The organism is Streptomyces albipurpureus, from assembly GCF_023701525.1.
Classification (GTDB): domain Bacteria; phylum Actinomycetota; class Actinomycetes; order Streptomycetales; family Streptomycetaceae; genus Streptomyces; species Streptomyces albipurpureus.
The window spans coordinates 386,207-399,662 of record NZ_JAMQAW010000010.1; the positions used below are offsets into that span (position 1 = coordinate 386,207).

Annotated in this window: 17 protein-coding genes; 8 read left to right on the forward strand and 9 right to left on the reverse strand. The window is 68.1% G+C overall.

Annotated features, from left to right (window positions below; translation table 11 throughout):
* Positions 1-152 precede the first annotated feature (152 nt).
* Genes NBG84_RS13760 through NBG84_RS13770 form a run of 3 tightly spaced genes read right to left on the reverse strand, consistent with a single transcriptional unit; the run spans position 153 to position 1,459 of the window.
* Positions 153-356: a DUF397 domain-containing protein gene (locus tag NBG84_RS13760; protein WP_250919671.1), complete on the reverse strand. Its 204-nt coding sequence runs from the start codon at positions 354-356 to the stop codon at positions 153-155.
* A 60-nt stretch (positions 357-416) separates the two neighbouring features.
* Positions 417-629: a DUF397 domain-containing protein gene (locus NBG84_RS13765; RefSeq protein WP_250919672.1), complete on the reverse strand. Its 213-nt coding sequence runs from the start codon at positions 627-629 to the stop codon at positions 417-419.
* On the reverse strand, positions 629-1,459 hold the full coding sequence (locus tag NBG84_RS13770) for a helix-turn-helix domain-containing protein (RefSeq protein WP_250919673.1): 831 nt from the start codon (positions 1,457-1,459) through the stop codon (positions 629-631). Before NBG84_RS13770 ends, NBG84_RS13765 begins: the two co-directional genes overlap by 1 nt.
* Positions 1,460-1,562: 103 nt before the next feature.
* Between NBG84_RS13770 and NBG84_RS13775 the strand changes: the two genes are divergently transcribed.
* The 5 genes from NBG84_RS13775 (at position 1,563) to NBG84_RS13795 (ending at position 3,557) form a co-directional block, all read left to right on the forward strand.
* Entirely contained in the window at positions 1,563-1,829 is a 267-nt protein-coding gene (locus NBG84_RS13775) for a hypothetical protein (RefSeq protein WP_250919674.1), read from the forward strand.
* A 38-nt stretch (positions 1,830-1,867) separates the two neighbouring features.
* On the forward strand, positions 1,868-2,101 hold the full coding sequence (locus tag NBG84_RS13780) for a hypothetical protein (RefSeq protein WP_250919675.1): 234 nt from the start codon (positions 1,868-1,870) through the stop codon (positions 2,099-2,101).
* Positions 2,098-2,649, forward strand: a complete 552-nt coding sequence (locus NBG84_RS13785) for a hypothetical protein (RefSeq protein WP_250919676.1) — start codon at positions 2,098-2,100, stop codon at positions 2,647-2,649. The genes NBG84_RS13780 and NBG84_RS13785 overlap by 4 nt, the downstream gene beginning before the upstream one ends.
* 357 nt (positions 2,650-3,006) lie before the next feature.
* Positions 3,007-3,357 (forward strand): hypothetical protein, encoded by a 351-nt coding sequence (locus tag NBG84_RS13790; RefSeq protein ID WP_250919677.1) that lies wholly within the window; start codon positions 3,007-3,009, stop codon positions 3,355-3,357.
* Entirely contained in the window at positions 3,354-3,557 is a 204-nt protein-coding gene (locus NBG84_RS13795) for a hypothetical protein (RefSeq protein WP_250919678.1), read from the forward strand. Before NBG84_RS13790 ends, NBG84_RS13795 begins: the two co-directional genes overlap by 4 nt.
* Positions 3,558-3,638: 81 nt before the next feature.
* On the opposite strand, the gene NBG84_RS13800 is transcribed toward NBG84_RS13795, so the two are convergent.
* A complete protein-coding gene (locus tag NBG84_RS13800) occupies positions 3,639-5,138 on the reverse strand; it encodes a metallophosphoesterase (RefSeq protein ID WP_250919679.1) in 1,500 nt (499 codons plus the stop codon).
* Positions 5,139-5,149: 11 nt separating this feature from the next.
* Positions 5,150-5,401 carry an SCO4848 family membrane protein gene (locus tag NBG84_RS13805; protein ID WP_250919680.1) on the reverse strand — a complete coding sequence of 84 codons (252 nt, stop codon included), beginning with the start codon at positions 5,399-5,401 and terminating at the stop codon, positions 5,150-5,152.
* A 136-nt stretch (positions 5,402-5,537) separates the two neighbouring features.
* Here NBG84_RS13805 and NBG84_RS13810 point away from each other — a divergent pair, with 136 nt between their 5' ends.
* Positions 5,538-6,770 carry a D-alanyl-D-alanine carboxypeptidase family protein gene (locus NBG84_RS13810; RefSeq protein ID WP_345780614.1) on the forward strand — a complete coding sequence of 411 codons (1,233 nt, stop codon included), beginning with the start codon at positions 5,538-5,540 and terminating at the stop codon, positions 6,768-6,770.
* 297 nt (positions 6,771-7,067) lie between these two features.
* Here the strand turns inward: NBG84_RS13810 and NBG84_RS13815 are convergent, their stop codons facing one another.
* The 3 genes from NBG84_RS13815 to NBG84_RS13825 are packed head-to-tail and all read right to left on the reverse strand — an operon-like array spanning position 7,068 to position 9,835.
* The gene (locus NBG84_RS13815) at positions 7,068-8,045 is read right to left on the reverse strand and encodes a YihY/virulence factor BrkB family protein (RefSeq protein ID WP_250919682.1); all 978 of its coding nucleotides are present in this window, start codon (positions 8,043-8,045) and stop codon (positions 7,068-7,070) included.
* A 55-nt stretch (positions 8,046-8,100) separates the two neighbouring features.
* The gene (locus NBG84_RS13820; protein ID WP_250919683.1) at positions 8,101-9,072 is read right to left on the reverse strand and encodes a decaprenyl-phosphate phosphoribosyltransferase; all 972 of its coding nucleotides are present in this window, start codon (positions 9,070-9,072) and stop codon (positions 8,101-8,103) included.
* Positions 9,065-9,835, reverse strand: coding sequence for a phosphatase PAP2 family protein (locus NBG84_RS13825; protein WP_425608631.1), 771 nt, complete (start codon positions 9,833-9,835; stop codon positions 9,065-9,067). Before NBG84_RS13825 ends, NBG84_RS13820 begins: the two co-directional genes overlap by 8 nt.
* Positions 9,836-10,008: 173 nt before the next feature.
* Between NBG84_RS13825 and dprE1 the strand changes: the two genes are divergently transcribed.
* Both dprE1 and dprE2 read left to right on the forward strand, forming a co-directional pair.
* Positions 10,009-11,460: a decaprenylphosphoryl-beta-D-ribose oxidase gene (gene dprE1, locus NBG84_RS13830; protein WP_250919684.1), complete on the forward strand. Its 1,452-nt coding sequence runs from the start codon at positions 10,009-10,011 to the stop codon at positions 11,458-11,460.
* Between the two features lie 50 nt (positions 11,461-11,510).
* Entirely contained in the window at positions 11,511-12,266 is a 756-nt protein-coding gene (dprE2, locus tag NBG84_RS13835; RefSeq protein WP_250919685.1) for a decaprenylphospho-beta-D-erythro-pentofuranosid-2-ulose 2-reductase, read from the forward strand.
* 357 nt (positions 12,267-12,623) lie between these two features.
* Here dprE2 and NBG84_RS13840 read toward each other — a convergent pair whose 3' ends face one another.
* The gene (locus tag NBG84_RS13840; RefSeq protein WP_250919686.1) at positions 12,624-13,214 is read right to left on the reverse strand and encodes a 2'-5' RNA ligase family protein; all 591 of its coding nucleotides are present in this window, start codon (positions 13,212-13,214) and stop codon (positions 12,624-12,626) included.
* Between the last annotated feature and the right edge of the window lie 242 nt (positions 13,215-13,456).

A 13,456-nucleotide genomic window follows, 5' to 3' on the forward strand; every position in this document is an offset into this window, starting at 1 on the left:
GGATTGCCCACCCCGGCGAGACCAACCACCGACCAGCTCCGCGACACCAGGGAGCCCCCGTACTCGCTACCCACCAGGGCGGCGAATACGGGGGCTGTCTGCGTCCCCGTCGATCCGGAGGAATGGAGCGGCGGGGCTCGGAGTGTGCGGGTCTACAGCTCAGCAGAGCGAGCGAGGGTAACCAGCCCGGCAAACGCGTCGCTGGAGACCATGAGGACAGGGCCATTACTGACCTTGCTGTCCCGGACCGGGACTACGCCGGTACTAGCTGCGTGCGCGGGGGCCCACTCAACGCAGGCCCCACCGTTCACTGTGCTGTAGGAGGACTTGACCCACTGGAGGGATTCGGTCGTCACAGAGTGCCCTTTCGAATCTGGTCGATCATGTCAACGAACACAACGTGAGGACGTGCGGTACTACAGCTCGGCAGAGCGAGCGAGGATGACCAGCCCGGCAAACGCAGAGGCGGAGACCATCAGAACAGGGCCGTCCGAGCACTTGCTGTCCCGAACCGGGACTATGCCGGAGGTGAACGCACCCTCCGGGGCCCACTCAACGCAGGCCCCACCGTTCTCGGTGCTGTAGGAGGACTTGACCCAACGCAGCGGGGAAGAGCTGGTCTTGGTCATCACAGAGTGCCCTTTCGTAGATTTTCGATCATGGCGACAGATTCCGCCTGGGAGGCTGCCCCGATCTGTAGCTGATGGTAATTCCTCACCAGCGGCAGTACGGAGGACGGCTCACGGTCTAGATGCCCATGGGTCTGAGACTCTACGTACGACATCAGCGACCGATCAGGCAGCGTCAGAAGATAGACCATCCGAACAAAGGGCTTGCTCTCTCCCATGGAGTACGGCGCGATCTGGAGACCGGAGTTCGGTAGTGCGGCGAACTCGACCAGCCGTGCCAACTGAGCGTCCATAACGTCAGCTCCGCCGATCGGTCGCCGGATACAACTCTCGTCCAACACCGCCAAGATCAGCGGTGATGGCGTTCGGGCCAGTACCGCTTGCCGCTGTATCAAGTAGTCGACTCGTTCAGTGGCCTGTTCGGGGGTGATGTCACCGCGCAGTGCAGCAGCGTCCGCCAACGCGCGTGCGTACTCCCGCGTCTGGAGTGGTCCGGGAATCACTCCCGACTCGAACAACCGGACCTCTGACGCTCGCCCCTCATGGGTTACGTATTCCGGAAACCCCTCCAGAAGTGCCGTTTGCCGTACCGCCAGACTCCGGCGTTCCAGCTGATCTCCGGTGCCCAACGCCCGATCGCAACTTGCGGCGAAGCGTCGAGTTGGTAGGCGACGACCAGTTTCTACGGCCGAGACATGCGAACCGGTGCACCCAATGCGATCCGCTAACTCGTCCTGCGTCCAGCCGCGACTATCCCGCAACCTGCGCAGACGTGCTCCGAAAGCCGCCTGAGGGCCGATCTCAGGGTCCAGTTCCTTGCGGTTCACCATCCGAATCGCCACCAATCAATCAATTTCAGCAAGTTGAGCAACGCTCCACTCACAGTCCACGCTGAACCTCTCGGTAGCGGAACCACTACGGAGAGGAACGGCCTTGTCCGGCAAAAATGTAGCGGAACACCAGACACCCCGACTCAATGTTGGTGAACTCGCCTACGACACCAGCAAAGGTGCACTCGGGGTGGTCATGGACACGGGTACGGATGCGGGGGACGGTCGCTACGCGCTCCGGCCGCCCCAGGGCGGTGTCGAGTGGAGCGCGTTGTGTGCGGAGGTTCGACCGGCGACGGTGGCGGACCAACTCCGGCCCGCTCTGGCCGAGATGAACACCCGCAGCAGTGGGGGTTCGGCATGGGGATGACCCGACTGTTCAGGTACGCCCGATGGACTTTGAGGCAGGTGGAGTCCAGCGGGGTCCGCGCGCACATCGAGTGTGTGTCCGGCACCCCGCCGTGTGGGGCGGAGCCGCCCGATGCGGAAAAGGGGCTCGCCCCGGACGAGGTGGAAGCGTGGGCCGAGTACCACTTCCGGAGCACCGGGCACCGCCGCTATGACCGCGTCTGCTGCGACACGGTGCAGTGGGACCCGCCCGAGGACATCGACCCGCGCACCATCACGGGGGTGACCTCATGAACCACCCCTTCGACTACTGGGCGGAGGTCACGGCAGAAGGGCCCGTATACGGAAGCCATGACACAGCCCGGGTGGTCCTCGCCGAGTATCAAAGTCCCTTTATCCGGGCGGCGGTCCGCTGGTTGGCCACGCAAGCGCTCCGCATCGCTGACGGTCTCGACCCGCACCCCCGGATGCGTTGGTTTCCCACTGGTGCACTCCGCATCATCCCCGACCACATCGGCGACCAACTCGACGATGTACCAGCACAGTTACGCGCCTGGGCAGGGTCGGCCGACGAACGGCGCGCGACGTACCAGAGGTTGCGGAACGGCGACCCGTTCGCGCTGATCGTCAGTGATCACAGCGGTGTGTATGTGCTCGCTCTCTGGCCGGTGGCCATGGCGGCCACCCCAACAACCCCCCACGCCGATCGTGCTCGACACCGAAAGCGGCGCCAGGGCATCCCCCTCCTGAAGACATTCCTGAAGAGACTCCTGAGGAGATCCCTGAAGGGAGTCCGGCGAGGGCGCACCCACCGGTCCGCTCTCGTCCCGTCCCTGGTGTGAGATCGTCCGCCCCCTGAATACCCGGCCACTGTGATTCGCGGGTTCATCATGCGGGGCGGTCACCGGTCCGCCCGGCCTCCGTTGAGAGTCGGCAGTCGGGCGGACCACCTACCCCCGCTTCGTGCGGCAGCGTCCCCCTGACGCTGCGGAGGAACGCACGGAGCGGCACCCCCTCGCGTCCGGTGCGGTCACCACCTGGACCGAGGGAAGGGGAGCGAACCACCGCGTTCACTCCCGGCCCCGGCCGCCTCCCGGCCCCCGCACGGGCGACCGGGGCCACCCCCGAGTTCCAGAAAACCCCCGCGACGGGAGCAACCGTCCGGGGGCATGGCCAACGCTTTCCAAAGGAGCGTCAACATGCGAAACCCTATCGTCCGTGCACTCGTAAGGGTGCTGAACTTCATCTTGTGGACTCGCCGACCCAAGCCCGGACGGCACACTGCCCGGTACCTCGCCCAGCACGCTTCGCCCACTCCCGTACCGCCGGAGCCCACTCTCAACTCCTGTGCGTGGTCCCGGCCGTGGACCGGTCCGAGTGCGGAGCTCGCCCGTTCGATCTTCCGGGCCGAAGAGGCACAGTTACTCACGCCCGAGTGCCGAGAGCGGTTCTTCGCCACCGCATGGGCAGAGCGGGGCTATGACTACCCGTACACCGCCAGCACCGGAGTTCACCAGGTCAGGGTTCGTACGGCGGCAGTGGCCGCATGAGTCCGGAGGAGCTGTTCCCGGAGGTCTCGCCCGACCCGGCCGCGTACTGCTGCGACTGCGGCAGGATCACCAGAGCCCCGATCACCGTCCGCTACGTCCTCAGCTCCAGCGGGCCCGGAACGATCCTCTACGCGTGCCCCGGCTGTTTCCCCAGGCTCGATTGCGGACCCACTCCCGAAGACGTGATCCGCAAGACGTGATCCGCAGGCAGTAGCCCCGTACGCCGTGGTTCGTCCGGATCAGGCTGGGGCCGTGCCCCAGCCTGATCCAGACGTGAGGCACTAGGCCTGCCGGGACGCCAACTGCACCACGGTGATGTCCGATGAGGCACCCACCCGCACCGGTGGGCCCCATGCTCCGGCGCCCCGGGTCACATAGAGCTGGGTGTCGCCGTAGCGCTCCAGGCCCGCCACGGTGGGATTGGCCAGTTCGGCGAGGTAGCTGCCGGGCCAGAGTTGGCCGCCGTGGGTGTGTCCGGAGAGCTGGAGGTCCACTCCGTGTTCGACGGCGTCATGGATGACGACGGGCTGGTGGGCCAGCAGCACCGAGGCCCGGGAACTGTCCCGGTCGCCGAGGGCCTTGCGGAAGTCGGGCCCCTTGCCGACCTTCTCGCCTTCGATGTCGTCGACTCCGGCGAGGTCGAACCCGTCGATCTCCACCCGCTCGTTCTCCAGCGGGCGAAGTCCCAGCTCGCGCACGTGGTCGACCCACTCCTCGGCCCCGGAGAAGTACTCGTGGTTCCCCGTGACGAAGAACGTGCCGTGCCGGGCCTTGAGCTGGGTGAGCGGCTCGGCGGCCGGACCGAGGTCGGCGACGCTGCCGTCGACCATGTCGCCGACGATGGCGATGAGATCGGGCTGGGCCGTGTTGATGGTGTCGACGATCCGCTGGGTGTGCCCCCGGCCGAGGATGGGCCCGAGGTGGATGTCGCTGACCACGGCGATCCGGAAGCCATGGGCGGCGCGGGGCAGCTTGGCCAGCGGGACGGTCACCCGTTTGATCTTGGGCCCGCGCAGTACTCCATAGGTGCCGTAGCCGACGGTGCCCAGCGCTGCTGCTGCGGCTCCGCCGCCGACCACCCGGGAGACGAAGAGCCGGCGGGAGACCGTCTGGGGATGCTCGGCGCCGGGGTGGGCCTTGACCTCCTGGACCGCGCTCTGGTCGAGGGAGGACTCACGGTCCGCGGTCGCTCGTATGGATGAAGGGGATTCCAGGGGGGCGGAGTCGGTGCTGGTGGCGGTCTCGGCGTTGTCCTGCTGGTGGGATGCGCCGACGGCGGCCGTGGTGGTGGTGCCGGTGTTGGCGCTGGCGCCGGTGGTGGCTTCAGCAGCGGTGGCGGTCGGCCCTGAGGGCACCGTCACCGCACCCCGCACGGTCGACTTCGCGGGGGTCGGTTCAACCGGCCTGGAAGACGCGGCCGGCTCGGAGGAGTGCGGGGGGTCGGACGGTCGGGACCCATCGGACACCCGGGAGCGGCGCAGCCATACCGCCCGTACGCCCTCACCGACCAGCAGGGCGAGCACCAGATAGAGCAGCACCGCCAACCAGAGGTAGCCAGGCCAGGCGACCACTCTTTCCAGCCAAAAAGGAGCTCCGGCCCGGCCGGCTGTCAGCGCTCCGAAGGAGAACAGCGGGAGCACCCAGATCAGCACGGTGCCCACCCCGCGGGCAGCCCCACGGGCCTGTGTCGTGTCGCGGACCAACCTCCGCCAGACGTACCAGTGCGCCCCGACGAGGAGGGCGAGCACCGCCACGAAGACGAGTACGACGACCACGATCACAGAAAGCTCCCCTATTCTTCGCGTTCCTCGCGCCGCAAAGCGCGGACGGCACGCAACCCAATGAGTCCTACGACCGTCCCCAGAAGAAAGGACGTAATGGCGAGCAGCAGATGAACCCAGAAGTAAGCCGTTGGATCGCCCGCGTCATCGAAGGCGAGTCCGCTGCCGTCCTGCCATAGGTTTTTGACGAAGGTGACCCAGATGAACCAGCTCCACACACCGAAAGCGAGCAGGAACCAGGATGTGGGGCGGTTGAGCTTCATCCTTCCAGTATTGCCGTCAGCTGCCGACCGAGGTTCTCGGGGTGGGCTGACCCAGCGGCGTTCCCGGCGAGTCATCAACCCGATAAGCATATTTTCTGATCAGCACTGTACTTTCACGCACGTGCCTGCCTTGAAGATGATCACTGCGAAGGCCGCGCGGAGGACCGCGCTGACGGTCACCGCCGCCTTGCTGCTCCCCCTGTTCGCCGCCGTGCCCGCGGCTGCGGACACCCACGATCGCAAGGCGGATAACAAGCCACAGAAGCACCCGAATCCCCCGGCCGTCATGTCCACGGTCGGCGGGGCCCAATTGGGCAAGCCGGGCACACAGGTCAGCCTGGGTGCGGGCGCACCCGTACTTCCCAAGGATCTCAGCGGTCGCTCCTGGTTGGTCGCTGACGCGGAGTCCGGAGCGGTGCTGGCGGCCCACAACGCGCACTGGCGACTGCCCCCCGCGTCCACCTTGAAGATGCTCTTCGCGGACACCCTGCTGCCCAAGCTACCGAAGGAAGCCACGCATCTGGTGACCGAGGCGGAGCTGTCCGAGGTGGGCACGAACAGCAGCCTGGTCGGGGTGAAGGAGGATCTGACCTACACGGTCAACGATCTCTGGCTCGGGGTCTTCCTGCGCTCGGGCAATGACGCGGTCCATGTGCTCTCCGCGATGAACGGCGGCATCCCCAAGACCGTCCAGGACATGCAGGCGCACGCCGAGGAGTTGCAGGCGCTGGACACCCGGGTCATGTCACCCGACGGCTATGACGCGGCGGGCCAGGTCTCGTCCGCCTACGACCTCACGCTCATCGCCCGCAACGGCATGCAGAAGAAGGACTTCCGCGACTACGCCGCCACGGTCCGCGCCAAGTTCCCCGGTGAGATGGACGGCGCCAAGCGGGATACGTTCGAGATCCAGAACACCAACCGGCTGCTGACCGGTGACTACGGCGTCGCGCCGTACCAGGGGATCGCCGGTGTGAAGAACGGCAACACCACTCATGCGGGGTCGACCTTCACCGGGGTTGCCGAGCGCAATGGGAAGGTGCTCCTGGTGACCGTGATGAACCCCGACTCCGGCGAGAGCCAAGCGGTCTACAAGGAGACCGCGCGACTGCTCGACTGGGGCTTCGCCGCGACGGGGAAGGTCACCCCGGTCGGTGAACTGGTGCCGCCGCGGTCGGCGAAGCTGAAGGAGGCGGGTGGCGGTGCGGGACCGGACAAGCACGGCTCCCAGGCCAGGCCGGTGGGCATCGCGAAGGATGAGTCATCGGGTGGAGTCGGCATCGCGCTGGCCATCATCGGTGGAGTGCTGATGGCGCTGGCGGCGGGCGTGTTCGTGGTGAACCGACGCTGGCCGTCCGCCCGCGGGTAACCGGCCAACGCGGCACGGGATCGGGCTCGGGCGCGTCCTCGCACCTCGCTCTCATGCCTCATGCCTCATGCCTCATGCCTCATGCCTCATGCCTCATGCCTCATGCCTCACACCTCCTGGCTCCTGCCTCCTGGCTCCTGCCTCGTGCCTCGTTCTCGGCTCGCGTCCCGGTCCCGGTCCCGGTCCCGGTCCCGTTGCAGTTGGCGGAGCGGGGCCGCGGGGTCGACACCGCTGAGCGCCTTGGCGCCTCCGGTCAGTCAGTCAGTCAGTCCGGTCGGTCCGGTCAGTCCGGTCGGTTCAGCGGCTGAGGCCGGCGGGGGTGTTCGGGGACTCCGGTGCGCCCGGGGACTCCGGTGCGCCCGGGGTGTCGGGTGCGCCCGGGGTGTCGGGTGCGCCCGGGGTGTCCGTGGTGTCCCGGACCTCGCCCTTGCTGGGTGTCGCCGTCCACGCGGCGCAGAACAGCAGCAGCTTGGCCGTGAAGTTGATCCACAGCAGCAGGGCGATCGGCACTCCGAACGCCCCGTACATGCTCTTGGAAGCGACCCCCTGCATATACCCACTGAGCAGCAGTTTCAGCAGTTCGAACCCGACCGCGCCAATCAGTCCCGCGACCACGAGGCGGCGCCGCGGCGGGTGGGCGCTCGGCAACAGGGTCAGCAGATAGATCAGCATCAGGAAGTTCGCGAGAACGGCGAGAGCGATGGCCGCGACCGACAGCAGGACTCCCCCCACACCGCCCTTGTCGAGTCCCAGCCGGTCCGTCGTCCAACCGACCGCGCTGGAACCGAGCGCGGACGCGCCCAGCGAGACCAGGGCGGTGGCGCCGAGCCCGAGCAGCACCCCCGCGTCCTTGGCCTTGCGGATGAAGGGATTGCCCTCGTCCTCGTCGTCGGTCCCCCACACGGCCCGCAGACAGTCCCGCATGGCGCCGACCCAGCCGATACCGGTGAAGAGCAGCAGCGCGCCAGCGACCAGTCCGACCGTCCCCGCGTTGGCCACCAGGGAGTCGATGTCCAACTGGTCGGAGATACCGGGCACCTGCTCGCCGATCTTCTCCTGCAACTTGTTCAGCTGATCATCGCTGAGCAGGGCCGCCCCCACAGCGGCGGCCACGGTGATCAGCGGGAAGAGGGCGAGGAAGCTCAGAAAGGTGATGGCGGCAGCGAGACGGGTCCAGTGGACCCGTTCCATGGTCTCGTAACTGCGCCAGGCGTGGGTCTGCATCATGCGGGCGGCAGCGGGCCCGATGACGGGGAGCTTGGTCAACCAATCCATGCCGTACGCCTACCCTCGGTACCGAACACCAGTGGCCGGAAAATGCGCCGGAAGGTCACAGTCCGGCGACGGCGAGCCCATACATCGCGGCCCACACCACACCGATCACGGCCAGCGCGCGATCTCGGAGCACCACGTCCTCGGGTTCACCGGCGGTGCCGCGGTCCGCGAAGACCGCGTACCGCAACACCGCGAGGATGAAGGCGATCATCGACAGCTGACGCCAGGGAAGCAGCGCCTCCTCGTCGGTGCCGCCGCTCTCCAGCGCCCACAGGCAGTAGGCCAGTACGGCGACCCCGGCCGCGAGCTGCCACACAAAACGCAGATAGCCGGTTGTGTACTCGTTCAGCAGTGCCCTGGTCGCGCCCTTGCCACCCGTTTTGCCCTCCATCTGCACGGCCTCCGAGTAGCGCTTCGCGGCCACCATGAAGAGCGCCCCGAACCCGGTCGTGATCAGAAACCAACGGGACAGCGGGATGCCGAGAGCGACCCCACCGACCATGGCGCGCAGCAGGAATCCGGTGGTGACGACGGCCATATCGACGACGAGTACGTGTTTCAGCCAGATGCAGTAGGCGAGTTGCATGGAGAGATAGGCGGTGAGGAGCGCGCCGGTCAGCGCGTTGCACAGGACCGCCGCAGCGACGGTGGCAAGGACGCCTAGGGCCGCACCGACGGCGTAGGCGGTGTGCGGAGGCACCTGGCCCGCTGCCACCGGGCGCCGGCACTTGACCGGATGGGCCCGGTCGGCCTCGGCGTCCCGGGCGTCATTGATCAGATAGACAGCCGCTGCGGCCGCGGTGAAGAGGACAAAGACCACGGCGAGCTGGGCTGCGGTGTGGAAGGAGTCCAGCTCACCCGCGGCGGCCGGAGCGGCGAGAACCAGCAGGTTCTTGACCCACTGCCGGGGCCGTGCGGTTCTCAGTAGCCCGATGAGCGGGCCGCCGCCCCGGGCCGGTGACGGTCTACGGGGCTTCTTGGGTCGCCGTTCCGGCCGTTCCAGTAGGGCCGTGCCGTGCTCAGTCACCGCGCTCGCCTCCCCTGGTGCCAAGGGTGGCCAGCGGACGGATCATCCAACGGCGGCCAAGCCGGGCCGCGAGCCCGCCCAGCGCGGCGCCCGCGGCGATGTCCGTGGGGTAGTGGACTCCGACCACGAGCCGGGAGACGCACATGGCGGCGGCGATCGATGGCAGCAAACGGCCGCCGCTGGGCAGGAGAGCGCCGAAGGCGACGACGGCGGCCGCGGCAGAGGCGGCGTGGCAACTGGGGAAGGAGTACCGCCCCAGGGTGTTGACCAAGGGCGGGCGAAGCGCCTGCTCAGGGGGGCTGCCCGGGTGTGGAGCAGCACCCGTGGCAGGGCGGGCCCTGCGCACCACCCGCTTCATCCCCATGCCCATCAGATGCGCCCCACCCACCACGGTGGTAGCCCGGAGCCACGCACCGCGCCGCTCACCGTCGCTCGCCGCGCCCGCAAGACCCGCGGCGAGCCAGAGCGCGCCGTGCTCCCCGGCGAAGGAGAGGGCCTGGGCCGCCGCGGCGATCCCCCGTTGGCCGCCGCAGTCACGAGCCATGACCAGCAGCCTTCGGTCGACGGCTCGTAGTCGACGGTCGGCGGCCGACCATCTCCTATCCGCTGGACGACGGTCGGCGGCCAGCCACCCTCTGTCCGATGGTCGACGGTCGGCTGCGGCCAGCCATCTCCCGTCCGGCGGTTGACGGTCAGCGGCCGACAATTCGCCGTCCAACGATGACCGTCCGCACTGAGCCTCCATATATTCGGCGTAGATCATCCTCCGCCCCTTCCCATGAACCGCCGCCCCTTCCCATGAACCAGGGGGGACTCTTGTGGGCGAACGCCCGAGTTTGCGTGTCATTCTTTGATGACACTCGTTTAATCACCCATTTCGGCGAGTCCATAGGGCACTGCAAAAATGTGGGCATAAGCGGCGATACGGTCTTAGCTATGTCCCCCGATGCTCCTTCCGCCCCCGCCGACCCCGCTCAGCCGCACACCCCCGTGAGCACCAACACCCCCCAGAGCCACACCGCTGAGACCCATGGCGACGAGGACGACCCCTTCGTCTCCATCAGCGGCTGGGGACGCACCGCCCCGACCACCGCCCGGGTGCTGCGCCCCCGCACCGCCGCCGAGGCGGCGGCGGTCGTCCAGGGCTGGGGTGCCCGCGGAGGCATCGCACGAGGGCTCGGCCGGGCCTACGGTGACGCCGCCCAGAACGCCGGCGGCTGTGTCCTCGATATGACGGGCCTGGCACGCATCCACACCATCGACGGCCAGGCGGGAACCGTCGTCTGCGATGCCGGAGTCAGCCTGCACCGGCTGATGGAAGTACTGCTACCGCTCGGCTGGTTCGTACCGGTGTCACCCGGCACCCGACAGGTGACCGTCGGCGGAGCGCTCGGCGCGGACATCCACGGCAAGAACCACCATGCCAGCGGCTCCTTCTCCCGCCATGTGGAATCGCTCGAACTCCTCACGGCCAACGGGGAGGTCCAGACCCTCCGCCCCGGCAGCGACCTCTTTGACGCCACCACAGGCGGCATGGGCCTGACCGGAGTGATCCTCTCGGCGACCGTACGGCTGCACCGGGTGGAGACATCCCTGATGTCCGTGGACACCGAACGGGCGGCCGACCTCGACGAGCTACTGGCCAGGCTCACCACCGATGACCATCGATACCGGTACTCGGTCGCCTGGATCGATCTCCTCGCCCGCGGCAAGGCGCTGGGGCGCTCGGTCCTCACCCGCGGGGAGCACGCGCCCCTGACCGCGCTACCCTCCCGCGCCCGTCACCAGCCGCTCGACTTTCGGCCGGGACGGCTGCCCGCACCCCCCGCCCAGCTACCGCGGGGGCTGCTCAACCGAACCACGGTCGGCCTCTTCAACGAGTTCTGGTACCGCCGGGCACCCCGGTCCCGTACGACGGAACTACAGCCCCTGACCAGGTTCTTCCATCCGCTGGACGCCGTACCGCACTGGAACCGGATCTATGGCGGCGACGGTTTCGTCCAGTACCAGTTCGTCGTCGGCCACGGTCAGGAAGAAGCCCTGAGGAGCATCATCCAACGGATCGCACGACGGGGTTGCCCCTCGTTCCTCGCCGTCCTGAAACGCTTCGGCACGAGTGACCCGGGGTGGCTCTCCTTCCCGATGCCGGGCTGGACGCTGGCCCTGGACATCCCCGCCGGGCTCGCCGGGCTCGGAAGCTTCCTGGACGAGCTGGACGAGGAGGTCGCCACGGCCGGCGGCCGGATCTATCTCGCCAAGGACTCACGGCTGCGCCCGGAACTGCTCGACGTCATGTACCCACGGCTGCCCGACTTTCGAGCGCTGCGCGCCCATCTGGACCCCCAGGGGGTCTTCACCTCCGACCTCTCCCGCCGGCTGGCCCTGTGACCCCGCATTCGCCCGCAATGAAACCGCGCACTCCAAGGAGTCATCCGATCATGAAGGACGCCTTCGGCACCCCGCAGTCCCTGCTCATCCTCGGTGGCACATCGGAGATCGGGCTGGCCATCGCCCGCCGGATGATCGCCCGTCGCGCCCGGACGGTCTGGTTGGCCGGCCGCCCCTCCCCCGAGCTTGAGCACGCAGCCGACTCCCTGCGCACCCTGGGAGCGGATGTCCGTACGGTCCCCTTCGACGCCCTGGACCCGGCGCCGCACGCGGAAGTACTGGGCAAGGTCTTCACCGAGGGTGACATCGATATGGTGCTGCTCGCCTTCGGAGTCCTGGGCGACCAGGCCAACGACGAAGGTGACCCACCGGCCGCGGTACGGGTCGCCCAGACCAACTACACGGGGGCGGTCTCAGCCGGGCTGATCTGCGCGGCGGCCCTTCAGAACCAGGGCCATGGCTCGCTGGTGGTGCTCTCGTCGGTCGCGGGTGAGCGGGCTCGCCGCACCAATTTCATCTACGGCTCCAGCAAGGCCGGCCTCGATGCCTTCGCCCAGGGGCTGGGCGACGCGCTGTACGGGACCGGGGTGCACGTCATGGTCGTACGCCCCGGCTTCGTCCGTACCCGAATGACCTCGGGGATGCCCGACGCGCCGCTGGCCACCACCCCGGAGGCCGTCGCCACGGCCGTGGAACTCGGGCTGCGACGCAGATCCGAGACGGTGTGGGTGCCGGGGGCCCTGCGAGTGGTGATGACCGCGCTACGGCACACACCGCGTTCGCTCTTCCGCAGACTGCCGCTCTGAGCCCATTCAACCTGAGCCCATTCAACCTGAGCCCATTCACCCTGAGCCGGCTCGCTCCGAAGACTGCTCGCTCTGAAAACTGCTCGCTCCGAAGGCTGCTCGCCGGCCCGTGCACAGGGCCGGCTCGGCAGCCGGATGCCAGCGTCCCGAGCCCTCACCACAGCTTCGAGCGACAGCTTCGAGCCACTGGGAGGTCCGAGCCCCAGAGAGAACCCGGGCTCCGGGCTCCGGGCTCCGGGCTCCGGGCTCCGGGCTCCGGGCTCCGGGCTCCGGGCTCCGGGCTCCGGGCTCCGGGCTCCGGGCTCCGGGCTCCGGGCTCCGGGCTCCGGGCTCCGGGCTCCGGCGAGGTCTACAGGTCTACGAGGTGAAGGGTGCCCTCGCCGGCTCATCGACGGGGGAACCCTGTGCGGGTACGGAGCCGATGCCGCCCCCGAACGCGTACTCGTGCAGCTTGCGCCAGACCCCGTCCGCGCCCTGCTCGTACAGCGCGAAGGAGGCGCATGTCCAGGCCGCCTCGAACTCCGCCAACTCCGCATAGGCACGGTCCATCGCCTCTTCGGAGATGCCGTGCGCCACGGTCACATGAGGGTGGTAGGAGAACTGCAGCTCGCGCACCAGCGGGCCGGATTCATCCCGTACCCGCTTCTGGAGCCAGGAGCAGGCAGCAGCGCCTTCGACAACCTGAACGAAGACGACGGGCGAGAGCGGGCGGAACGTCCCCGTGCCGCACAGCCGCATCGGGAACGGCCGACCTGCGCGGGCCACCTCGGTGAGATGGGCCTCGATCGCGGGCAGCAGCGCGGGATCGGCCTCCGTAGGAGGTAGCAGGGTGATGTGCGTGGGAATGCCATGCGCGGCAGGGTCCCCGAAGCCCGCACGCCGCTCTTGGAGCAGGCTGCCATAGGGCTCCGGGACCGCGATCGAAACGCCGAGCGTTACGGTCCCCACGTCGTTCTCCTCATCGTCTCGAACGGGCTGTGTGTCCATCCGTACGTCTGCTGTCGACGGATGTGGTGCAGCCGCCAGTGTGGCGGCTGCACCGTGCATGTGACCAGAGGCGTTGGACACACCCGGCGGGGCCGGGCTGGCTCCACAGATGTCCCGTGCCTGGTCAGGACTGCTTTGAGCGGCTGCAATACCGTTCGGGTGCGGTAGGCCACCGGTCGGTTGCCGATCCGCCCTTGGCCTCA

Bases quoted from the DNA above. Each gene is read 5' to 3' on its own strand.
- NBG84_RS13790 (WP_250919677.1), top strand. From the start codon at position 3,007: ATGCGAAACCCTATCGTCCGTGCACTCGTAAGGGTGCTGAACTTCATC.
- NBG84_RS13795 (WP_250919678.1), top strand. From the start codon at position 3,354: ATGAGTCCGGAGGAGCTGTTCCCGGAGGTCTCGCCCGACCCGGCCGCG.
- NBG84_RS13815 (WP_250919682.1), bottom strand. From the start codon at position 8,045: ATGGATTGGTTGACCAAGCTCCCCGTCATCGGGCCCGCTGCCGCCCGC.
- NBG84_RS13785 (WP_250919676.1), top strand. From the start codon at position 2,098: ATGAACCACCCCTTCGACTACTGGGCGGAGGTCACGGCAGAAGGGCCC.
- dprE2 (WP_250919685.1), top strand. From the start codon at position 11,511: ATGAAGGACGCCTTCGGCACCCCGCAGTCCCTGCTCATCCTCGGTGGC.
- NBG84_RS13770 (WP_250919673.1), bottom strand. From the start codon at position 1,459: ATGGTGAACCGCAAGGAACTGGACCCTGAGATCGGCCCTCAGGCGGCT.
- NBG84_RS13805 (WP_250919680.1), bottom strand. From the start codon at position 5,401: ATGAAGCTCAACCGCCCCACATCCTGGTTCCTGCTCGCTTTCGGTGTG.
- NBG84_RS13810 (WP_345780614.1), top strand. From the start codon at position 5,538: ATGATCACTGCGAAGGCCGCGCGGAGGACCGCGCTGACGGTCACCGCC.
- dprE1 (WP_250919684.1), top strand. From the start codon at position 10,009: ATGTCCCCCGATGCTCCTTCCGCCCCCGCCGACCCCGCTCAGCCGCAC.
- NBG84_RS13765 (WP_250919672.1), bottom strand. From the start codon at position 629: ATGACCAAGACCAGCTCTTCCCCGCTGCGTTGGGTCAAGTCCTCCTAC.
- NBG84_RS13825 (WP_425608631.1), bottom strand. From the start codon at position 9,835: ATGATCTACGCCGAATATATGGAGGCTCAGTGCGGACGGTCATCGTTG.